We start from the raw sequence: 20,197 nt of genomic DNA on the forward strand, positions 1-20,197 counted from the left end.
CGGTGAGATTGGTCGATTTACCCGCTGGCCGGTCAACGCACGAAAGGTGCCGCATTTCTGCGGGTTTAGGGGCTACCGGAGATTGTCTGGGAAAAGTAAGGTGGCGGAGACGGAGTCCGCCATACTATCTCCCGGATGCGCTCGGATTTACCCTCTAAAACCCCTTAAAACAGGAGATTTGCGGCCAATACAGTAATCCGACTGTCCGCACGTGTTCCATTGCGTTCCCATAAAATCGCGCTATTATCGGGGAACGGTTATGGGAACGACTGCTAATTCCGCCACTCAGGCAAGGCGCTGGCAGGTTCGATTGCCGGGCAGGGAGCCGAAATGCCAAGGAAGCTGCACAACGCGCTAACCCCTCTTGCGGTCAAGAACGCCAAGCCGGGACGCCATGCTGATGGTGGCGGGCTACATTTGCTGGTGAAGCCGACCGGCGCGCGCTCATGGGTCTATCGCTTCATGCTCAACGGCAAGTCGCGGGACGTTGGCCTTGGCGGGGCGGGGCTGGGCGGCATGTCGCTTGCTGATGCGCGCGACGAGGCGGCGGCGCTGCGCCTCAAGGTCAAGGCGGGAATTGATCCGCTGGAGGAACGGGACAGGGAGGCCGCTGAGGCGCTAGCGGCGGCTCAGGCTGCCAAGGTGGCCGGAACCACGTTCAAGGACGTAGCAACCGCCTATATCGCCGCGAACGAGGAAAGCTGGCGCAACCCTAAGCATCGCCAGCAATGGCGCAATACGCTCGACACCTACGTTTATCCGGTGATCGGCAATTTGCCGGTTGCCGAGGTCGAAACGGCACATGTGCTCAAAATCCTTGAGCCGATCTGGAAGGAGAAGGCTGAGACTGCCAGCCGCATTCGCGGGCGGATTGAAACCGTGCTCGATAGCGCCAAGGCGCGCGGCTATCGGCAAGGGGAGAACCCGGCCCGCTGGCGCGGGCACCTTGCGCAAATCCTCCCCGCTCGCACCCGGCTATCACGCGGCCATCACAAGGCCATTGGCTATCAGGAGATACCAGAGTTTGTCCGTGCGCTCCACAAACGCGAGGCCGTGGCGGCGCTGGCACTGGAATTTACGATCCTCACCGCTGCCCGCTCTGGCGAAGTGATCGGCGCGAATTGGGCAGAGGTCGATTTGGCCAAGGCAATCTGGACAATCCCAGCCGACCGCATGAAGGCCGCGAAAGAGCATCGCGTGCCGCTGTCCCTCCGCGCGGTTGCCATCCTTGAAAGCCTCCAGCCGCTTGGCAGCGAATATCTGTTCCCCGGCGCGAAGGGCGGCAAACTTTCCGGCATGGCCATGGGAATGCTTATGCGCCGCATGAAGGTTGACGCGACCGTGCACGGCTTCCGTTCGGGCTTTCGCGATTGGGCAGCCGAGTGCACCGGCTATGCCCATGAGGTTGCCGAAATGGCGCTCGCCCATACAATCGAGAATAAGGTGGAGCGGGCCTATCGGCGCGGTGACCTATTCGACAAGCGGCGGCGGCTCATGGACGATTGGGCAACTTATTGCGCCGGAACGGGTACAGCCGAACACGCGACAGAAAGGGTCAGTCCTGCTCGCTTTGTCAATGACTCCTAAACGCGCCAAGAGCTGCTTAATAAGAAAAAATCGTGTGCGGATGCTAAGGGCAGCGTCCCCACGGACCCGCATTCATTCCTAGCCAAGTCTCCCACCCTTCTACAATGTCATAGAATTTCGGGTCAACGTTGCCAACGAGAGTATATCTGCGCTCTGCTCCACACTGCGGCCTCCAATTCCCAAGGTTCGCTTCGCCAAATCGATCATCGTTTGCATCAGTTAGATAGATGAGTGCGATCGGACTAAATGTGGGTCGCCACGAGAAGCTTCCCGTAAACGAGTAAGTCATAAACGATGTAACTTTTTGGTTGGTCGATGTCGTGCGATAAAGAACAACGTTGATATCCTTTAATACTCCAGCAGTCGCACCGTTTTGAAGTTTCAATTCCCAAGGGTCGGGATCGCCTCCCCATTGCTTTGACTCAGTATCACTACTGTGAAAATCTGAAACAGTTCTGAGACCCTTTGCAGAATGAGAATCAATTAACCTAGCTGCATCATCGGACATAATTTCTCTCCATCTGCGTTTTATACTAAGGTTCTTATGCGGAAGTGACAAAGCGGGCAAGGCCACGCCTAAGGATGCACCGCAGACTCTGCATGCCAAGAAAGTATGGATGAATAATGCTCAGGGTCGCGATTTGGACTCGACCGCAATAATCTCTTACTCGGGGATAGGCAGGCTAGCCGACAAGCACGCATCCCGCGCGCTTCTCCGTCTCAACTTGGGAGCCGCTGGGAGGCGGAGATAGCTTCGACTGCGAATGACTTTGCGACCAAACCCAAGTCGATCTCAAATCGTTTATTCTTCGAAAGGGCCCCAATAGGTGGTTTCGCCAGATTGTATCAAAATCCAGGTCTTGCCAGTTTGAGAATCAATGAGGAATGTATGCCGAGCAGCTAACCCAGATGTAAATATTTGGTAGCGCGGCTTGTTGCTGGCCAAGCAGTCAGGAAGGAAAAGGACAATCATCTCCTGCCAGGCGACACTGCTAGTTTCGGTTGAAACCAGTTGCGCCACATTCCCGCATTTCTTGTCCAGACGAAAAGTCCAGCGGGCTGCAAGCTCTGACTGCACAATCTCAAATCTAGAATCTGTGGTCGCGGTCGTGGATTGTGGTGATTGATCGGATTGGGCGAGACTCTGGGTCGAAAAGGCACAAAGAAAGAGCAATGGCAGTAAGAAAGTGCGTCTCATCCGCGACTCCTAATAAATGAATTGTGCGGTATTGATTGGTGATTCCTTAGCGCTAACCTAAATGAGACGCTATATTATTGGATCAGGGGATAGGCCGGTCAGCCGACAGGCGCGCATCCCACAGGCTCTTCCGATCCACTTTGGGCGCGCTTCGATAGCTATCGGAGGCGGCCAGTTGTGAAAAAGTTTGGCCGCAGTCGAACAACGCCAACTACCTGAGCACATTTTGTCTGATAGATGGACTGTCACCTTTTGCAATTGAGGTGATGAAATGACCCATAATGCTCTGAATGACCCCCCAAAGATTGCCTATTCCATCAAGGAAGCCTGCAAGGCGTCCAGCTTGGGGCGAACCACAATCTATTCACACATTGCGGCGGGCCGCTTGCTGGCTAGGCGCATAGGTGGCCGCACCATCATCCCAGCGGAAAGCCTGCATGCGTTCATCGCGGGGGAGGTGTGAACTATGTCCAACAAACAAAACCCGACCGCCAATGGCGACCGGGTTCTGTGGAATAGCTTGGTCGGCGCTTCCACGGAATCCCTTAGCCTTTCTGCTTATCGCGCTCAACACCTCATCGGTAATTACGGCATTCGGCCCGAGCTTGCCGCAATGGTCGCTGGTATCGCATTTGGGGGAGGGCACCATGGCTGATCTTTACCCCGATATGCCCGGTGCAAAAGGACCGGACGGTACTAGCCAGGATGCAGCCGAGGCCATCGCTCCGAGTGTTTCCCATCTCCGCCGTGTCGCCATGCGCACGCTTGAGCGGCTGGGCGAAGCAACGCCATTGGAGGCCGTTGCAATATCCGGCGTCACGCGGGAATCGCTTCAGCCCCGCTTTTCAGAATTGCGGGCGTTGGGGCTGGTTGAACCGACCGGCGAACGGCGGCGCAATCCGAGCGGCAAGAAGGCGTCCGTGCTCAGGCTTACTGAGAAGGGGAGGGCTGCGCTGTGGTCGTCGATATTGAAGCGATAGCACGACACTATGGAGGCAACGTCTGCAAGGGCAATGCGCTTATCCCAACACCGTGTCATTCGGCGCGTGACCGGGGGACGGCAATAAAAGCAAGCGCGGACGCTCCCGATGGCTGCCTCGTAGTCTGCTACAACGGTACTCAGGCCGACGCGCTGGCGGTCAAGGAAATGTTGCGTGCGGACGGTTTTATAACGGGAAAAAACGGGCGTGGACTGACAGCGGCGGAACGGCGCTCGATCCGGCAGACTGACCTTGCCCGAAAGCGCGAGCGACTTGCGGCTGAGGAAGAGGCGGCAAGGCAGGCGGCGGACTTGTGGGCCAATGCCAGCCGCCCCGATCCCGGCCACCCATACCTTGTCAACAAGGCGCTAGAGCCGTTCGGCATCCGGCAGGCGGGGCGAGACTTGCTGGTGCCGATGGTCGATCCCGGCTTTCGCCTGTGGAACGTCCAGCGCATCCGACCCGATGGTTTCAAGCTGTTCGGCAAGGATGCCCGCACGGCTGGCCTGTTCTGGCCCCATGGCGTGCACTTGAGCGATGGCAGGCCATCGGCTGGCCCGCTGGCGATCGGGGAAGGCTTTGCCACCATGGCGGCTGTCCATTCAGCGACGGGCTTTGGCGTTGTCGCGGCCATGTCAGCGCGCAATCTCGAACCCGTGGCGCGGGCCATGCGTAAGCTGTTCCCGAAGCGCGAAATTGTGATGGCAGCGGACGATGACCGACACCTAACGGAGAATGTCGGGCTAGAGGCCGCCAGAAAGGCTGCTCAGGCGGTTGGCGGGGTTGTTGCGACCCCAAGGCCGGAAACGTCTCCAGAGGACTCCAGTGCCGATTTTGCGGACATTCCACGCGGCGATGTTGCGGGGCGCATCGAAGCCGCGCGGCTGGGGGAATGACAATGGCAGCAACCGCACCTGCAGCCCAGCCGATGGACTATGCCGCGCTCCCGCCGGAAGATGCAGCGGCGCGCATAAACGGGTATTCCGCCTTGCGCGCCACGCCATATCGCTGGCCTAATCCCGCTTCGCTGCCACGGCGGCAATGGCTCATGGGCCATTGGCTCTTGCGCGGCGAAGTGACAGCAATCATCGCGCCGGGTGGCACTGGCAAGAGCACGATAGGCAACACGATTGCGCTTTGTCTCGCTAGCGGGAAGCCGCTTTTGGGCAAGCCCCTGCATCGCGGGCCGCAAGCGGTGTGGATCTTCAACCTTGAGGACGGCACCGACGAGCTGGAGCGGCAAATGTCCGCTGCGTGCGCCTATCATGGCATTGGCCCCGACGATTGCGAGGACCGGCTGCACCTCGATAGTGGGCTTGTCCAGCCGCTTTGTACGGCAAGCGAGGACCGGGACGGCTTCATGCTGCAAGAGGACGTGTTTGCCCAGCTCGCCGCTACAATCAGCGAAAGGTGCATCGCTACGGTGATCGTCGATCCCTTCGTGTCGAGCCATGCGGTGCGGGAAAGCTCGAACGAGGCAATTGACGCTATCGCCAAGCGATGGAAGCGGCTGGCCCAGGAAACCGGCTGCGCCGTCGTGTTGGTGCACCATACCCGCAAGCTGGGAGGCCGAGAGGTTACGGCAGAGGACGGGCGCGGCGCAGTGGCCTTGCGCGATGCTGCCCGCGTCGTGCTTCCGCTCAATCCCATGGGCGACAAGGAAGCCGAGGAACTGGGCATTGCAGACCCGGCATTACGCCGCTCGCTGGTCCGTATCGACACCGGCAAGGCCAATCGCGCGCCTCCCGATGCTGCGACATGGATCAAGCTGGAAAGTCAGAGCCTCGGCAATGGCGAAGGGCTTGAGCCATCCGATTTTGTCGGTGTGGCCACGCTCTGGGAAAAGCCGGACGTGTTCCATGGTCTGACTACGTGGCACCTCTACTCGGTCCAGCAACGCCTTGCGGCTGGTGAATGGCGGGAGAGCGTGCAGGCCAAGGATTGGGTCGGCCATCTTGTCGCCGATGTGGCGGGTCTGTGCGCCGAAACCGACAAAGGACGCATCAAGGCGATCATTCGGACGTGGAAGCGCAACGGGGCGCTGTCAGTTGAGTATCGCGCCATAAATGGCCGGGAGGTGCCTTTCGTAATCGTCGGCAAGGCCGTTGACGCCAGCGAAATTGGTTCCCGCCCGCACATTGCAACGTGTGGTGCGGAAGGTGCGGAAGGTGTGGGCGCGGACCCGTGACGAACCTGCCCACACCACCACCCCCTTTATAGGGGGTGAGGTGGTGGTGTGGTGCGGGTGAAAGCTGGCGAGGATTAATTTGGAAGGTGCGGGAATTATGACTGCAAAGAGCAAGGTTACGCCGCAAGACAAAGTGCATCCGTCCCTAGCGGCTGACGCGTTGAAGCCCGACATACGGCATGGATCGACGATCGCCACTATGCTTGGACCCGAGAAGACAGAGAAAGAGCGGGGCGAACTCTCTACGATCGAGCTAGGCTTGTCTTTGAAGGAGATCGATGACCGGGCCGCAGCTGGAGATTTGGAGTTTGCCAGTCGGATACTTACCTCTCAGGCCGTAACGCTCGATACAATTTTTACAGAGATGGCGCGACGCATGGCGCGAAACTGCGACAGTTATTTGGGCGCGATGGAGACTTACGCACGACTTGCAATGAAGGCTCAATCACAAAGCCGATCAACTCTCGAAGCGTTGGCAAAGTTGCACCAGCCGCGTGAGCAAACGGTACGACATGTGCACGTTAATGAGGGCGGACGGGCAATCATCGCCGATCAATTCAACAACCACACCGGGGGGCAGCGAAATGAAGAGACCGCCGAACAACCCCATGCAACGGGAACCTGCAAGGCTAGCACAAGCACCGCGCTGCCTTGCTCGGACGCGGGCGGGAACGGAGTGCCAATCGCCAGCAGTGAGGGGCAAGAAACGGTGTCGGATGCACGGCGGCAAGGGCAGCGGCGCTCCAAGGGGCAATCATAATGCGTGGAAGCATGGAGCGCGGTCAAAGGATTTTGCCTCGGTGGTTTTGCTAGTTAATCGATTGACTGGTGGCACATAAGCGTCTGAACTGGACATTTCGATGGTGGCAATGCAAAGCGTACGGTCTTGTAGGTAGGGGTACGAGTTAGGTGCAAGGTCCAACAGCGTGAGCGTGTCAGAAATGCATTTCCCCGAAGCTGAGCGAGTTGTCTATCGCAACAATCCGCTGCACGAGGTAATCTGCCAGCTTCGTTTCCCTACTATCCTCAGAATAGCGAACGAAACTCCCTCTGATTTTCAGGAGAGGGTGCGTTCGCGGTTACCTGAGTATGCGGAAGAATTGAACGCCACCACCATGGAGAGAGTACCGGCGCAGATAGTAGAGATGCTGCGCGCTAGCCCCCTCACCAAACGGCATCGTTTCGCATCTTCTGCAAGCGGCTTGGCCGTACTCCTCGACGCTCAATCCCTCACTGTTTCGACGACGAGTTATGCAAATTGGCAGGAGTTCAGCGAGCTTGTTTTCGAGAGCATCGCTGCCCTTGAAGATACATATCGGCCTTCAAAATATGGTCGTATTGGCTTGCGCTATCAGAATGTGATTTACGCCAGCGAAGAAATGCATGCCGATGCGAGTGGGCATGTTAATTGGGCCGAATATATTCGTCGTGAACTGGTCGGGGTGATCAATGAGCCAGTTTGGGCGCATTCGTCATCGGAATATCATTCCCAGATTCGTTGCGAATTATCCTCGGAAGGGGATGGCCTATTCATGCAATACGGAATTGGTCACGAGGAAGGCAGTGAAAGCTTGGCTTTCATTTTAGACTTCGACTATTATCTTCAAAGAGAGAGTGAACCCAGCGATGCCAAACATGTCATTGAGCGCCTTCATGGATACAGTGGGCCAGCCTTCCGATGGGCAATCACTGAGGAGCTTCACCGACAGCTCGGCCCCGACGCCTAGGGTGCGCTTTGCGTCGAAGGACGCATTTAATCGGAATGTTTATCATTTTGCGACTGAGGTCGCAGTGACAGGAGACTCGTCACATACCCCTGATGCTGCGATTCATCGGGCTACCCTCTTGTATCTCGCTCAGAATTTGCCTCGCGATTGCGTCGGTGAAGCAATCGAAACCCTGGCTTCCCTTGCTGGAATGGACACTCGTCTCGACGGGTTTGCGGTGGAGCGCCCGCGATCACGGTCGGTTACCATGGCTAGTCGCTCAACTGGTTTTGCTGCGCGCAAACTCACGGTGTTTGACGAAAACGAATAAGCGGTTGAGTGACCTACAAGCAGGTATATCGCCTCCCTACTGGAGACCGTATCCGGCAAGGCGAGGTCCTTGCTGGCGTGCCCGTTGTGACTGGGCTTTCAATAATCGATGAGGAAACAAACGAACTTCTAGAGGAGGAAGTTTCATTAGCGGTCGTGGTCACCCCAGACTGCGACATCGAAAATTACGAGAGGCGCCTCGCGTCCAATGGCGATGGCGGAATGACAAGTTTTATGCTCTTGCCTCTCATGCCTCGCTCACAGGTTAGTTCGACGGCTTGGAAAAATGCTCATCGAAATTCGCAAACATCGGCACACGTTATCGAAAGTTGTCCCTCAGAATGCGATGCTGCTGAATTAGGTTTTGAGGCCGCCTACATCGACTTCCGGTGGCTCTTTGCGATTCATCCAGAATTTCTAAAGTCGGCGTTGGCTGCCGATTTGGCGATTCGAAGGACGCAGATTTGCTCCCCATACCGAGAACACCTGATCCAAAGACTTATGGCGAACTTATCGCGCGTGGCATTGGATCGTGATCACGATACCGAGTAAGCGGTCACCCTATAAGGGAACGGTTATGGGAACCTGCAGGGGAACTCACAAAAATATCAATTAAATCAATGTTAGGTGGCGGAGACGGAGTCCGCTATAAGTCTCTATAAAGAATGTACATTTCTTGGAGGATAATCAGGAACCCACCATTTGTCCCGCCAAGGTCAACTTGGTCCGGTCAATCATTTAGCGCCCCTAAGGAGATTAGTTTTCCGGCGGCCAATAGCTCATTTCATGCAGTCTTACTTATCGTATTTGTGCCAGTTGCGCTCAGGTCATCAAAGAGGTAATTCTGAACCTGCATCAGGAGAAGGGTTTGACCCTCGCCAACCTGCCTACCCGGGCAAGGTGGCTCCCGAAAGGGGATGTGGCCGAAGGCAACCAAGCGGGGACTTTCGCGCAACATCGGGCCGTCACTCTCCTGGTCATACAGGAGAACGAACATGCATCCTTTCACAGTTGGCGATCTGGTCGAATGCATCGATGATACGCCGTTGCCAGACCGTACTCCGCGACCAGGCGAAGACTGGGTCTGCCTCGGCAAGATCTACCGAATTAGAGCTACTCTTCAAACCGAACGCGAAGGCTACGGCGTCGGTCTTGAAGGCGTGAGCGACAATCCACCGAGGATCGGCTGGCATGCCTGGCGCTTCCGCAAGCTTGAGCCAGCGGATGACGAGTTCTGCGAAATCATCAGATCATTGAACCAGCCGAGGACACCGATCGAGGAACAGGTCGTCGCGATCCTCGAAGAGACTGAACACCATGAAGGCACAGTTTGCACCGTAGTGCCGGGCTTGGGCTCACAGTTCCGCCAGTCGCAATATGAAAAGGTCCATGGCCCAGTGCCGCGATGGGTCTTGAGCCTTCATCCCAAACGCAGGACACGCCTCTTTGACCACGCCTTGTCCGGAGTAGACTATTTGCCAGCGCAATGCCCGCGGGCCGTCTGGCGGCTGGCTCCTGACGTGGAAGGGGTAATGCGCCTCCGTAAGGGGCAGCTGTCTGACCTTTGGGAACAGCCAAAGAGCCACGCTTGGAGGGAGGTTCAATGAGAGAGCCGCGTGTACCGATGCTGCCCTCTGAGCTGCCGCAGCAGCGGATTGTGGCAGTTGCTGAACTTGAGCCTCGCCCGCAACCGTTTGATGCTGTGGTTGGCTATGGTGTGAAGCCATCAGGGGTGCAGCTTGCCAATGGCCCCAGCAATCCCGACTACATCTGCCAGGTCGAGTGGGCATGGTCGCCGTTCCATAGCAGGCTAGATGCGTACTACCTGAGCAAGGGACGCTCGCACTGGATGCTGTGGAGCTACTGGTACGACGACAATTGGGGCAGGTGGAATTGGCTTGGTATCGGCCATGTACCCCGGGGTCAGGCCACCAACAAGCAGGCTGCCATTCACTTGCTAGCCGACTTCTGGAAGCTCGGGATCGCAGAGGAAGAGCTCGACCGCTTCCACTGGATCAACGAGAGCGGTCTCTTGACCATAAGCGAGGTCACTGAGATCGGGCGACTGGTGTGGTCAGGTGCATGACTGGTTGCGCCAGGATGCACATTCGTTTCGACTAACGAATGGCTGCTTTTGTCTGCACTCATTGCCCGCCTTGGTGTCTAGTTATGGGGTGGAAAGCAGAAATGGGTCGGCCTTTAGGAAGCGAATTTCGACAAGTTGACTCGCACAGAATGCAACGACATATTCCCGAATTGCCATTTAAAGGGCTCAGAAAAGCGGTCGCATCTTATGCAAGAATCCATCTCTTGCTTTTGGGGGCACCGTGACCGAACACTACAATATTCGGAATCAATTGTGGGAAGGCGGGATAGCCGTCCAATTCGAAGAGTTCCCGGACTACGACTTTCATGTCGTAATGGAGAACGGGATAGTCAGATGGTTTGTGACAATTGACCTCGGCGAACTCACGCCTGTAACCGAAGAGGAAGACTCCTTTCATTTTGGGTTGAGATGGAACACCGAAAATAGGGACTACGAAGTTCCAACCTGGTCGTTTTTTCAGCGACCGGAAGAACTATATTGGCTCCTACATTACGGCGAGTTTCAAGGTACAACCTCACTTGAGGCGGGGTACTTTAATTTTAGAGCGTATTTCCGCGAGGTTGCTGGTGACTCAGGTCGCTTGGCAATAATTGGGCCTGACCAGTATCAAGAGCTTACAGGCGACGATGACGTCTTCAGAGCGCTCTTCTCTCTCAGCAGGCCCTCAAGCGTTTTCGATTTGATCGCATCTAGTGGGTCAATCACCACGACTGTCGCACTCTATGCATCTTATACTTCACGCCTCGAGAATATTGGGACAACTCCTCAATTTGTCTATGATACTTCAGCACAATTCGCCTCTACCTACACTATTGAATACCATTATATTCCGACTGAAGTCTTTACTGAGCAGATGGACGTCGTAGACTTCAATAATATCCGTGAAGCGACAATCGCTGGCTCACAAAACTCTTTCTACAACGCACTAGGTGGCTCAGACTTTGTCTGGCTTCCCGATATCGAAAATTCTTCGATGCCAGGCCTAACTTGGGAATACGGCAGGCTTTTTCAGGCTGGCGATGGAGACGACACGGTTTTCGGAGGAAATGGCAACGACAACATTCACGGCGGGCTTGGTGCAGATTCGCTAAGCGGGGGATTGGGCCGGGATGTATTTGTTTTCTGGGAAGCTTCAGAATCCGAGTTGGGAGACCACATATCCGATTTGAATTTCGGTCTCGAACAGACCCTCAGACTAGATGACGCGGAGTTTCTGGGAGCTTCGAACCTCGATCATCTTCGGTTCTTTACTAGCGATGGGCGGGATTACTTTTTTGTCGGATCGAGCCAGTTTACAGGAGGTGGCTCTCCCGAACTTGCTTATTTCTGGGATCAATCCGATGCATTGAAACCGCTCACGATAATCACCCTTGATGAGGATGGTGATGGTGTGAGTGATGGGACTGTTTCGATTAGTGGTCTCTACATTCTACAGCAAAATGATGACGGCGATTACTATGGCGTGAGTGCCCCTGGTGAGGTGCTTTATCTGGATTTTTATAATCCCGCGAGAGCGCAATCCGTTGCCAATGGCAGTTGGGATCGCCTCGGCGATCAGTCGGACTTCGCTAATGACCTCGTGGTCCAGCTTGATTTGACGCTAAGGACCCAGGACATATTTCTTAATTCAGACGTACCAATCCTGGTAACAAGTCGCCTACCTGATCCTGAAACCCTCGCTAACTCAACGACAGTTAGATTTGCCAGCACGGTGACGCTAAATGACGCTGGTCAATTCGCCTACGTGAGAGACAACGGATATCTCTTAGGACAGGCTTACGACAATCTATTCCCCGATCGGTTCAATCAAGATAGAGCTGAAGAAGTAGGAATTTTCTACGATAGACCGATTACCATCGTCCGGAATGGACAAGAAACAGTCATTTCTCTTTCGAATCAGGAAATCGCAGAGCTAATCGCTCACGAAGCCGGGCATTCATATGGCCTTTGGCACATCGATCCAGCGTCATTCAATGCATCGAACAATCGGCATATTATGGACTACCGAGAAGTCGCCGGTGACATCGAAACGTACACAGCGGCAGCAGAATACTTGGCCTATGGTTTATCCGATAATGGTGCAGAAGCATTCTCAGTCTTTGACCACAGCAATGTATACCACCTGTTGCGTTACACTCTGGGTTTTTCAGATGAACAAATAGATGCTGATCTGGGGATTAGCCCCGGCTCATATGATCGGTCTTGGGTACCCAACAGCGCTATCTATGTAATTACAGGGCTGGAATTATTAACCAGTGTTGTCATCGCAGTTGGCCCAGAGAGTGAACACGGAGGTAGTGGCGAATTTAATATTATAGGTGAGCCGATAGTTGTTGGTGTAGACGGAACGGTCTCGATTGAAATTCCAGCCTTCGCCTCGTTCCAAATCCTTGGATATACTGGAGAAGGACTTTCCGCTCCTGACACTGTATTGGGCTCGGCCGATGGGGATTCGGCTGAGACTCATTTTAGCATCGCCAGTCTTCCGACAAACGCATCCCTGTACGCACTTGAAAGCGATGGATCGACTGGATTGGCGCTTGCTCCTGTAAGCTTGGCAGCGAATAATTCGGCCGGTGGCATGCTCCTTGGCACAACCATTGGTGAAGTCATTGTCGGCACTCAATTCGTGGATACAATCTTCGGCTTAGACGGCGCCGACCTACTCACCGGCGGCCTAGGCAATGACATGCTCGATGGCGGGAGCAATGTCGATACTGCAATCGTGACCGGCAATAGAACCTCCTACACACTGACGCAGACATCGACCGGGGTATGGCAGGTCGTGGGTGCGGACGGCACGGACACGCTCACCAATATCGAGTACTTGCAGTTCGATGACGAGACGGTCCGCCTGCTTCCAGGCGAAGGTATCTCAGTGTCATTCGATAGCAGCGATCCATCCACCTACCAGTCGGCGATGGAGGGCATTCGCGACTTTGATGGCAATGATCTGGGCGGCGATGGCGCATGGGTCTGGATCGGTGCTTCTGACATCAATGGCGATGGTGATGTCGATCAGGTTCTCGTCAACCGTGAGATTGGCCGCTTTGCTACCGTTGGAACAGCTGAGGACGGCCTGGTCTATTTCGACGATCACGGCTGGGCGGGTGAGACCCGCGTGGCCGGTATCTACATCGATCCGCTGGTGGCGTCAGGCGAAGTCGTTGCCGGTAGCGACTTTGACAGCCAGCGCCGCTTCCAGAACGATCTCCAGATCGGGAATATCGCCGAAGTGCTGGGCGCAGGCGACTATGATGGCGACGGCTTGCAAGAGGTCTATTTCGCGCTAACCGACGGGACGGCTTATCTGCATGCCTACATGCATGCTGATGGCAACATTCGCTACGCCAACTACCAGACCGAAGAGCAGGTAATTGAGTTTCTCCAAAGCAACGGTTTTGGCGAGGAGACCTATGGCGACTGGTTCGGCACTGGCAGCGGGCAGGAAGAGCCGCCAGGCACGGACAAGCCTGAAGGACCATTCGATCCGGTATCCGACCCGGAGCGTGGTGACAAAGATAGCAGCACGCCTGAGCTCAACATTTCGGGAGGCGGCAGAGGAGGTGGCTTTATCATCGATCAGCCCGGCGCAGTGCTGCCAGGCGAACTGGTACTCGCTGGTCAATCCTTCCTCGAGCAATACCTCCAAGCTGAGTTCTACGGGTAGGCCAAGCGTCTGCAATTGGGTCGTTAGCGGAATAGCAGCTTTGAACTGTCTGCCCGCTAGAACCAGACTTTCAGCAATCGGCTAGGCGATCTCCAAAGTTGGATAGTCTCCAATCAATCCGGTTCCTGACTACCGGACGATACTATCCTATAGCCTTTCTAGGGAAACATGCCTGCTAGATCCATTAGACCGTATACCCGGATGTCTGCTTGGCGCCACCGATAAGGTTCGCGAGAGTGACATGTAATTATGGGGTCGGAGCCTTGATCCAAACCGAAAGAAAATGCACTAGAATGCAGAATTTTGTTTGTCATATCTCGCAAGTATAGCGGCGTCTTCGATTGATTGGCTTGGATGACATGGCCAAGCCGCAGAGACCTTTGGTTCGCAAGTCTGGAGCCAAGACCATCAGCGTCGTCGAGTATACGAAATTGCGCACCAAGCTCAAGCAATGCGCGGCTCGCCCTTTGATTGCCACGCTCCATTAGCTTACCGATACCCTTAAACTCGCCCACGTAATTTTCGGTGAAGAAGCTATTCACCACCGGAAGTCCGAGCGCATGGGACATTATGATCCAGATGTTCTCTTGAATTACTGGCAGCAGCCTGACCGGATCGTGCACGCTTTACCTCCTGCTCTTTAACTGGCCAGTTCATGGCACTGCGGCCTGAGCTAGCACAAGGCCCCTCCTCGCCCCCAATGTTCCCAGCGCGTTCGACTAAGCTTTGAGGCTCTGACAGTTTTGAGCACGAGACGATTACGCCGCAAATGACAAAGATCGAGGCGCAAAAGCAGCCATTCAATCTAAGTCTCCAAATTACTTTCTTGGCAGACAGACCGCTTTTGGCACAAAGCGATCCACCACGTCGTTCTACCGATTTGATTAAAAGCGATTGCTTGCTAATCAGGGCTATGGCCATTCCTGATTACCAAACGCTCATGCTTCCCGTGCTGAAGGTTGCGGCACAGGGGGAAACAAGGGTTCCGATCGTAGCGGAAGCCGTGGCCGATCAATTCGATTTGAGCGAAGAGGAAAGGGAGGAGCTTCTCCCTAGTGGCAAGCAAGCGCTGCTTCACAACCGGGTGCATTGGGCAAAGTTCTACATGACCAAGGCCGGGCTGATTGACAGTCCTTCTCGAGGGGTTTTCACAGCTTCACAGGCGGGCAAGGATCTCCTGGCAACCAACCCACAGCGTATCGATGTGGAGACCCTCAAAACTTACCCTAGTTTTGTGGAGTTTTATTCGAAGAGCAACTCATCAGAAGATCAGGCAGAGAAGGATGCAGCCCAGAAGTCAGCCGCATCGGATGTGACACCTGAGGAACAGATCGATGCTGCTCACTCAGTACTCACCAAGGCGCTAAAGGCTGACCTGCTTGCCCGAGTGCATGAGCAGACGCCTACTTTCTTCGAGCATCTTATCGTCGAGCTGCTTGTCGCGATGGGCTATGGCGGATCCCATGAAAGTGCAGCGCGCCGCCTTGGAAAGTCGGGTGATGGCGGCATCGACGGAATTATCGATGAAGATCGCCTTGGACTTGACCGCATATATGTTCAGGCAAAGCGGTATTCACCCGAACAGACAATTGGTCGGCCTGCGATCCAGGGGTTTGTTGGAAGCCTGATCGGCTTCGGTGCCAGCAAGGGTGTATTTGTCGCTACCTGCTCCTTCAGCAAGCAAGCGCACGATTACGTCGACAACCTTCAGCAACGCGTTATCCTGATCGATGGTGACAGGCTGGCTGAACTTATGATTGAGTTTGGCATTGGCGTTCGCGTTAGCAGGCTCGTCGAAGTTAAGCGCTTAGACGAGGACTTTTTCGCCGATTGAGGGGCAAGCATGGCAGGGCCTAGGGAAATTGCGATCGGGATAGCTAAGGTCTTAAGCTCCAGATCGGCTCCAAATCCGTTTCCACTCACTTTCCGTGGTGAGACTGCGGCTGAGGCTGCGGAAATCGTCTTGGCGGTCTTAAGTGAGTGTCAGGATGCTGATATCCTTATATCGTCTGTTGATGTCGATCCTGAGCTATACGAGCAAATGAGAGGGAAGGTGCGCCATCCAGTCACTCTCAACAGGAATGCTGAATTGAGCTGTACAGCTCATTTCGAGTTGGCCCATAGCTAGATATTTCTCGCGCGCGCGCGATGGGCGTAGCGTAATTCCTTACAGGTGTCCGGATCGCGCGGATTATGCTGCTAATCCGCAAAAATGTGCAGGTTCAAAGCTCTTCTCGAGGTTAGGAAATGCTAGCAAAAAAGACCTTGAGACCAAACTTTCCCGGTAAGCGCGCATTTTTCTGCGTATTCGTGCTTTCACCACAAATCCCATAAGAGGCCCACAATTGCCGTTTGTGGATTGGCCAGACCTAGGCGAAGCATCCCACCCACACCACACCACCCTTAGGGGTGTGGTGTTGTGGGATCGCCGGAGGTGGAGGATGGGAGTGGAGTATGATTAGCTACCCCACCGGGCATGATGACATGGTCGTTATCCGCGCGGAGATGACCTTTCGCGCAAAGGTCATCGAGCGCGCGCTTTAAATTTTGCCGCCTGTGATCACGTTTTCCCTCACGGGTTTCGCGAGGAAACTTCTCCATCGCCCTGAGGATCATATCCTCCACCGCGGCTCGGCCGTCCAGGCCTGCGAGATCGTTAGCTGCTTGCCAGACGGCAATTTGCCATTTGCCGCTGATTTTTACTTGTGGCCCCGAGAGCTCAGCCTCGATCAGAACACAACTCTCAATTAGATCTCCATCCTCGTCAATCCCGATATCAATGGGCTTCAATTCGAAACCAAAGCGTCCACCATCAGGCCCGTCCTTCATCTTAGTGATGTGTGCTTCCCTGCACGTGGGCCCTTTCAATACGCGGATCATATTGTCAGCCGCGCCGGTTAGCCCCGACCAGCCGCGAGCACCGCGAGATGCGTCCTTGCCTGTGTGGTGGATCAACACGACCAGCCCGCCAGTTTCTTCCGCGATGGCCTGACACACGGAAATTGCCTTTCCCATATCAACGGAACTGTTTTCATCTCCGCCTGCAGTGACCTGGGCCAAGGTGTCGATGAAGATCACCGACCCAACGGGATCCTCACTTGGCTCCCCTTGCACGGCGAGCACTGCCGCGCGCCTCAGGTCTTTTGCTTGCGCTTCATCAAGCAGGTTAGGAGTTGCAGCCAGGATTTTGAAATTATCACCCAGCGGGCCGCGCACACGTTCAATCGCCTCGATCCTATCCCGAAACCCGCCGGCACCTTCAGCACAGACGTAGGCAACGTTGGCTTTCTTTACTTTTCGGCCCTGCCAAGTTTCACCCATCGCAAGCGAGGCCGCGATATCAAGCGCAAAGAAGGATTTACCGGCCCCGGGATCGCCGTAAATAATGGATACGCCCCGCCGCGGCAGCACCCCTTTGATAAGGTAACCTGGTCGCGGTCTTGCAAGAAAGTCTCGTGACGAAACAAATTCAAACTTAGGGCGGAGTTGATCGGAAAAGATCGCGTCAGAAAATTCTGTGAGATCCTCGAGGTCGGTGCGTGCACGCTGCTCGAGCTCGGCCTCGGCATAGCCCGTGGCCTCGTCGAAATCCGCGTCGCCCCTGCCCAAGCACGACGCGTGTAAACAGGCGTAATGGCCGCGCTCATAGCCGTTGGTGCCAGCAGGGAAGTAGGCCGTCGAGGTGTCACCAGCCTCGCCCGAGCTGTGCCCATCCTCGAACGGGCAGGTGATAAAGACCTGGCCATCGCGGCCGTAGCCGTGACACTCCCAGTTTTCCTCGATCCAATCCATGCGCGGGTCGTCGATGTCCAGCCGCTCACCCCGGCGTCGCTCACCTGCCATGCTGGGCGGCTCAACGCCCATCGTGTCCTGCAGCTCAGCGAAGAACGCTTCGAACTGCTCAGCCGAAACGATCGGGATCTCGGTGGGCAAACCACCCGGCCACTCGTAACGCGCGCCCTTTGGGTGCGTACCCGCAACGACGCAATGCTGTCCCGTAGCGAGGATCTCGAGCCGCTCGCCGCCTTCGATATGGACGATGCGCCTGCGGATGGGCGGGCCCTCGACCTGCACGAGGAGCAGCTCGCGCATCGATCCGTGGCGTGACCGCATCGGCAGGTCGCCGAGGTGTTTGCGCGCTATGCGCTTTGCTGTTGCGACCTGCTTCCCGTCTTCGCTGTCGAGGTCGATCGCCACCAAATTGATCTTTGCTCCGATCGCTTCCGGCATGCCGGTGCGCAGGCAGATCCCGTAGTCGCCATTCTCGGCCCAACGTTGCAGCTCCTTGCCTGTGGGTGGTTTGCGATCGGACCATTCGGGGATACCAGCCACATGACCCGAGCCGTTATACCAGCTCGGCGTCTTGCCAATATCATTCATCTTGGACTGTGGGCTGATCTTGGCCTGCTGGTTCGATACGGTCGGCATCAGCCGATCGGCGAGCTCGAGACCAAGATCCCAGTGAGCCCACTCCTCGGGGGTGGCGCCAGGATGATCAGTCATCGTCTTCGCCCATTTCGTCGAGCAGGGCTTTGATGTCCTCGACCCGCCATGCCGTGATGCGCGGCCCCAGCTTGACCGGCTTTGGGAAGCGGCCGCTGCGCACGCCATTCCACCATGTCGTGGGTCCCACGGGGATGAGGCCTGGACGACCGGTTCGGCGATCACCGATAATCGTCGGTAGGCGGACAAAACCGGTCTCGGGTAGGTCTGATAGCTTGTTCATTGGAACGTCTCCGTGTTGCAATGGAGACGTTAGAACTCAAATTTATGCTACGAAAAAAGCGGGGTACTCGTAGCATATGCGAGTTAGGGTGCTTGGCGTTTTTCAAGCTCCTTCCTTAGAGCTCGGCGAACCCGCTGTTGAGCCGCACGGTCCTCGACATTCAGAAGTAGTCCCTGCTCTCTGAGCATCCTTACAAGCTGCATTGGCTTAGGCGCCTTTTGGACCTCGTTCGCAGGTTTCATCAGGTCTTCGAGATCGAGAAAATTCGAAACAAACTCTCGAAGTTCGTAGCCCTCGTCTTTTCGATATGAGAGGCCAATCGCGTTCAGAGCTGCGCTGCCTCTTTGCCTATCATCTAGACTATCGTTCTTCAGCAGGTCCTTTTTCAAGCGTTTGGCAATATACTCCACCCAGGAAATCTTGGTACCTTCGGAGGCTTCGTTGTCAGCAATTGCAAGCCAGATCTTCTCTGCGGCGTCGCGTCTCTCAAGACTGTCAGATTTCATCCCTCGAGCGACCTCTAGTGCATAAGCAAGGCCGTCGGGATCGTGCTCAAGATGGCGCCAAAATTCTGCTTCTTTGCTTTTTCCTTTCTTCGTCATTGGCGAATTGTTCGGGCTTTCCTTGATCAGTCAAGGCCCGCCGCTCAAAACCAGGTGTCGGCTCACGGGTAGGAATGGCCGCAATCAGGGATCGCTACGGCACCGCGCGGGGGCAGCTGCTGGGGTGCAAAGCGGAAATTCATGCTGATCACCGAGAGTTCCGGCGATGGGCCGCCAGCGGAATGTCCGGTTCTAGCATTGGGTTCTGAAGAGCGGACAGTCGGCTAACGGCCCATGATCGGTCATTCCGAGTTTGCTTGCAGATACGTCTGGAATTGGGCCGCCTACGGTCAGTCAGCTTTTCGGGGCTTTGGCAGGCGATGCGGAAGCTGCTCTTGCGAAGTCAAAATCAACACTTCTTTTCAATCGATATTCCACTCGCTGATAATATGTTCGGCCGACTCCTCGACCTGATCGACGTGGTGACGCATCGCCGCGTGCGCTGCCAAGTGATCTCCGCAGATCACGCTTCGCACAATTGAAGCATGCTCCTCGTAGGATCGCACAAGGCGTCCGGGCAGGCGAAATTGTGTCCTTACATACAAGGCCAAGCGACGCCGTGTCTGTTTGGCCATTTGCTCAAGATAACGATTGTGAGCACCCTTGTAGATGGCAGCATGGAAGGCATCGTTCATTTCACCGAACTCATGCAGCTTCTCATCCTTGGCAATCGCACCCATTCGATCATGAATCCGTTGAAATGACTGCCGTTCCTGCGGGGTCATGCTGATTGCAGCAAGCCGGGCACATGACGCTTCTAGCTCGGCCATGGCGGCGAAGAGCTCGCGCGACTGATCGAGCGTTAATGTCGCGACAAAGGCACCACGGTTGGGGACCAGCTTGACCAAGCCAGTACTGGCAAGTTCGTGCAAGGCTTCGCGCACCGGTGTGCGGGAGACATGAAAACGCTTAGCTAGCGTTTGTTCATACAGCTTCTCCCCTGCCGCAAGCTCTCCATCGAGGATCAATTCCTCAATCTCTTCAGACAGTCTTCCCATGAATACCCTTCTCCGAATTCGCGCGTAGCCGCTTGCCTAGCTGGAGTGCAACCATGCATTGCAGCAAAAAATAGTGCATTGCACCATTGCACACAAAAAAGGCTC

General features: G+C 55.5%; 21 protein-coding genes and 1 riboswitch. Of the genes, 14 read left to right on the forward strand and 7 right to left on the reverse strand.

The features are described 5' to 3' along the window. Positions 1–330: 330 nt before the first annotated feature. Positions 331–1,587, forward strand: coding sequence for a tyrosine-type recombinase/integrase (locus tag ACG9DO_RS05515; RefSeq protein ID WP_394730723.1), 1,257 nt, complete (start codon positions 331–333; stop codon positions 1,585–1,587). 43 nt (positions 1,588–1,630) lie between these two features. On the opposite strand, the gene ACG9DO_RS05520 is transcribed toward ACG9DO_RS05515, so the two are convergent. Together ACG9DO_RS05520 and ACG9DO_RS05525 are read right to left on the reverse strand one after the other, a co-directional pair. Further along, positions 1,631–2,095 (reverse strand): hypothetical protein, encoded by a 465-nt coding sequence (locus ACG9DO_RS05520; RefSeq protein ID WP_394730724.1) that lies wholly within the window; start codon positions 2,093–2,095, stop codon positions 1,631–1,633. A 294-nt stretch (positions 2,096–2,389) separates the two neighbouring features. Continuing rightward, complete coding sequence (locus tag ACG9DO_RS05525; protein WP_394730725.1) at positions 2,390–2,785, reverse strand: hypothetical protein; 396 nt, start codon at positions 2,783–2,785, stop codon at positions 2,390–2,392. Between the two features lie 271 nt (positions 2,786–3,056). Here ACG9DO_RS05525 and ACG9DO_RS05530 point away from each other — a divergent pair, with 271 nt between their 5' ends. The 12 genes from ACG9DO_RS05530 (at position 3,057) to ACG9DO_RS05585 (ending at position 13,766) form a co-directional block, all read left to right on the forward strand. Then, positions 3,057–3,248, forward strand: a complete 192-nt coding sequence (locus ACG9DO_RS05530) for a helix-turn-helix domain-containing protein (RefSeq protein WP_394730726.1) — start codon at positions 3,057–3,059, stop codon at positions 3,246–3,248. A gap of 3 nt (positions 3,249–3,251) precedes the next feature. Then, positions 3,252–3,440, forward strand: coding sequence for a hypothetical protein (locus tag ACG9DO_RS05535; RefSeq protein ID WP_394730727.1), 189 nt, complete (start codon positions 3,252–3,254; stop codon positions 3,438–3,440). Then, complete coding sequence (locus ACG9DO_RS05540) at positions 3,433–3,765, forward strand: hypothetical protein (RefSeq protein ID WP_394730728.1); 333 nt, start codon at positions 3,433–3,435, stop codon at positions 3,763–3,765. Before ACG9DO_RS05535 ends, ACG9DO_RS05540 begins: the two co-directional genes overlap by 8 nt. Beyond that, on the forward strand, positions 3,741–4,661 hold the full coding sequence (locus tag ACG9DO_RS05545; protein ID WP_394730729.1) for a toprim domain-containing protein: 921 nt from the start codon (positions 3,741–3,743) through the stop codon (positions 4,659–4,661). Before ACG9DO_RS05540 ends, ACG9DO_RS05545 begins: the two co-directional genes overlap by 25 nt. Next, complete coding sequence (locus ACG9DO_RS05550; RefSeq protein ID WP_394730730.1) at positions 4,658–5,953, forward strand: AAA family ATPase; 1,296 nt, start codon at positions 4,658–4,660, stop codon at positions 5,951–5,953. The genes ACG9DO_RS05545 and ACG9DO_RS05550 overlap by 4 nt, the downstream gene beginning before the upstream one ends. A gap of 97 nt (positions 5,954–6,050) precedes the next feature. Further along, positions 6,051–6,713, forward strand: coding sequence for a hypothetical protein (locus tag ACG9DO_RS05555; protein ID WP_394730731.1), 663 nt, complete (start codon positions 6,051–6,053; stop codon positions 6,711–6,713). Further along, positions 6,646–6,792, forward strand: a complete 147-nt coding sequence (locus ACG9DO_RS05560) for a hypothetical protein (protein ID WP_394730732.1) — start codon at positions 6,646–6,648, stop codon at positions 6,790–6,792. The genes ACG9DO_RS05555 and ACG9DO_RS05560 overlap by 68 nt, the downstream gene beginning before the upstream one ends. An 87-nt stretch (positions 6,793–6,879) precedes the next feature. Further along, positions 6,880–7,680 carry a TIGR04255 family protein gene (locus ACG9DO_RS05565; RefSeq protein WP_394730733.1) on the forward strand — a complete coding sequence of 267 codons (801 nt, stop codon included), beginning with the start codon at positions 6,880–6,882 and terminating at the stop codon, positions 7,678–7,680. A gap of 318 nt (positions 7,681–7,998) precedes the next feature. Further along, entirely contained in the window at positions 7,999–8,541 is a 543-nt protein-coding gene (locus ACG9DO_RS05570) for a hypothetical protein (protein WP_394730734.1), read from the forward strand. Positions 8,542–8,836: 295 nt separating this feature from the next. Continuing rightward, a riboswitch (SAM-I-IV-variant riboswitch) is annotated at positions 8,837–8,936 on the forward strand. A 48-nt stretch (positions 8,937–8,984) separates the two neighbouring features. Further along, positions 8,985–9,596: a hypothetical protein gene (locus ACG9DO_RS05575; RefSeq protein ID WP_394730735.1), complete on the forward strand. Its 612-nt coding sequence runs from the start codon at positions 8,985–8,987 to the stop codon at positions 9,594–9,596. Beyond that, entirely contained in the window at positions 9,593–10,075 is a 483-nt protein-coding gene (locus tag ACG9DO_RS05580) for a hypothetical protein (RefSeq protein ID WP_394730736.1), read from the forward strand. The genes ACG9DO_RS05575 and ACG9DO_RS05580 overlap by 4 nt, the downstream gene beginning before the upstream one ends. A gap of 241 nt (positions 10,076–10,316) precedes the next feature. After that, entirely contained in the window at positions 10,317–13,766 is a 3,450-nt protein-coding gene (locus ACG9DO_RS05585; RefSeq protein ID WP_394730737.1) for a hypothetical protein, read from the forward strand. A 158-nt stretch (positions 13,767–13,924) separates the two neighbouring features. Here ACG9DO_RS05585 and ACG9DO_RS05590 read toward each other — a convergent pair whose 3' ends face one another. Further along, complete coding sequence (locus ACG9DO_RS05590) at positions 13,925–14,389, reverse strand: hypothetical protein (RefSeq protein WP_394730738.1); 465 nt, start codon at positions 14,387–14,389, stop codon at positions 13,925–13,927. Positions 14,390–14,535: 146 nt separating this feature from the next. On the opposite strand from ACG9DO_RS05590, the gene ACG9DO_RS05595 reads away from it, so the two are divergent. Beyond that, complete coding sequence (locus ACG9DO_RS05595) at positions 14,536–15,600, forward strand: restriction endonuclease (protein WP_394730739.1); 1,065 nt, start codon at positions 14,536–14,538, stop codon at positions 15,598–15,600. A gap of 569 nt (positions 15,601–16,169) precedes the next feature. Here the strand turns inward: ACG9DO_RS05595 and ACG9DO_RS05600 are convergent. From ACG9DO_RS05600 to ACG9DO_RS05615, 4 genes are all read right to left on the reverse strand, one after another. Then, positions 16,170–18,269 (reverse strand): AAA family ATPase, encoded by a 2,100-nt coding sequence (locus ACG9DO_RS05600; protein WP_394730740.1) that lies wholly within the window; start codon positions 18,267–18,269, stop codon positions 16,170–16,172. Next, positions 18,262–18,492, reverse strand: coding sequence for a helix-turn-helix transcriptional regulator (locus ACG9DO_RS05605; RefSeq protein ID WP_394730741.1), 231 nt, complete (start codon positions 18,490–18,492; stop codon positions 18,262–18,264). The genes ACG9DO_RS05600 and ACG9DO_RS05605 overlap by 8 nt, the downstream gene beginning before the upstream one ends. 83 nt (positions 18,493–18,575) lie before the next feature. Further along, positions 18,576–19,094 carry a hypothetical protein gene (locus ACG9DO_RS05610; RefSeq protein ID WP_394730742.1) on the reverse strand — a complete coding sequence of 173 codons (519 nt, stop codon included), beginning with the start codon at positions 19,092–19,094 and terminating at the stop codon, positions 18,576–18,578. Between the two features lie 362 nt (positions 19,095–19,456). Then, a complete protein-coding gene (locus tag ACG9DO_RS05615; RefSeq protein WP_394730743.1) occupies positions 19,457–20,092 on the reverse strand; it encodes a GntR family transcriptional regulator in 636 nt (211 codons plus the stop codon). Positions 20,093–20,197 lie beyond the last annotated feature (105 nt).

Origin of the sequence: Altererythrobacter sp. GH1-8 (assembly GCF_043702085.1) — a bacterium.
Classification (GTDB): Bacteria; Pseudomonadota; Alphaproteobacteria; order Sphingomonadales; family Sphingomonadaceae; genus Erythrobacter.

Coding starts and splice junctions, on each gene's coding strand:
- ACG9DO_RS05515 (WP_394730723.1), top strand. CDS start 331: ATGCCAAGGAAGCTGCACAACGCGCTAACCCCTCTTGCGGTCAAGAAC.
- ACG9DO_RS05520 (WP_394730724.1), bottom strand. CDS start 2,095: ATGTCCGATGATGCAGCTAGGTTAATTGATTCTCATTCTGCAAAGGGT.
- ACG9DO_RS05525 (WP_394730725.1), bottom strand. CDS start 2,785: ATGAGACGCACTTTCTTACTGCCATTGCTCTTTCTTTGTGCCTTTTCG.
- ACG9DO_RS05530 (WP_394730726.1), top strand. CDS start 3,057: ATGACCCATAATGCTCTGAATGACCCCCCAAAGATTGCCTATTCCATC.
- ACG9DO_RS05535 (WP_394730727.1), top strand. CDS start 3,252: ATGTCCAACAAACAAAACCCGACCGCCAATGGCGACCGGGTTCTGTGG.
- ACG9DO_RS05540 (WP_394730728.1), top strand. CDS start 3,433: ATGGCTGATCTTTACCCCGATATGCCCGGTGCAAAAGGACCGGACGGT.
- ACG9DO_RS05550 (WP_394730730.1), top strand. CDS start 4,658: ATGACAATGGCAGCAACCGCACCTGCAGCCCAGCCGATGGACTATGCC.
- ACG9DO_RS05555 (WP_394730731.1), top strand. CDS start 6,051: ATGACTGCAAAGAGCAAGGTTACGCCGCAAGACAAAGTGCATCCGTCC.
- ACG9DO_RS05575 (WP_394730735.1), top strand. CDS start 8,985: ATGCATCCTTTCACAGTTGGCGATCTGGTCGAATGCATCGATGATACG.
- ACG9DO_RS05580 (WP_394730736.1), top strand. CDS start 9,593: ATGAGAGAGCCGCGTGTACCGATGCTGCCCTCTGAGCTGCCGCAGCAG.
- ACG9DO_RS05595 (WP_394730739.1), top strand. CDS start 14,536: ATGACAAAGATCGAGGCGCAAAAGCAGCCATTCAATCTAAGTCTCCAA.
- ACG9DO_RS05600 (WP_394730740.1), bottom strand. CDS start 18,269: ATGACTGATCATCCTGGCGCCACCCCCGAGGAGTGGGCTCACTGGGAT.
- ACG9DO_RS05605 (WP_394730741.1), bottom strand. CDS start 18,492: ATGAACAAGCTATCAGACCTACCCGAGACCGGTTTTGTCCGCCTACCG.
- ACG9DO_RS05610 (WP_394730742.1), bottom strand. CDS start 19,094: ATGACGAAGAAAGGAAAAAGCAAAGAAGCAGAATTTTGGCGCCATCTT.
- ACG9DO_RS05615 (WP_394730743.1), bottom strand. CDS start 20,092: ATGGGAAGACTGTCTGAAGAGATTGAGGAATTGATCCTCGATGGAGAG.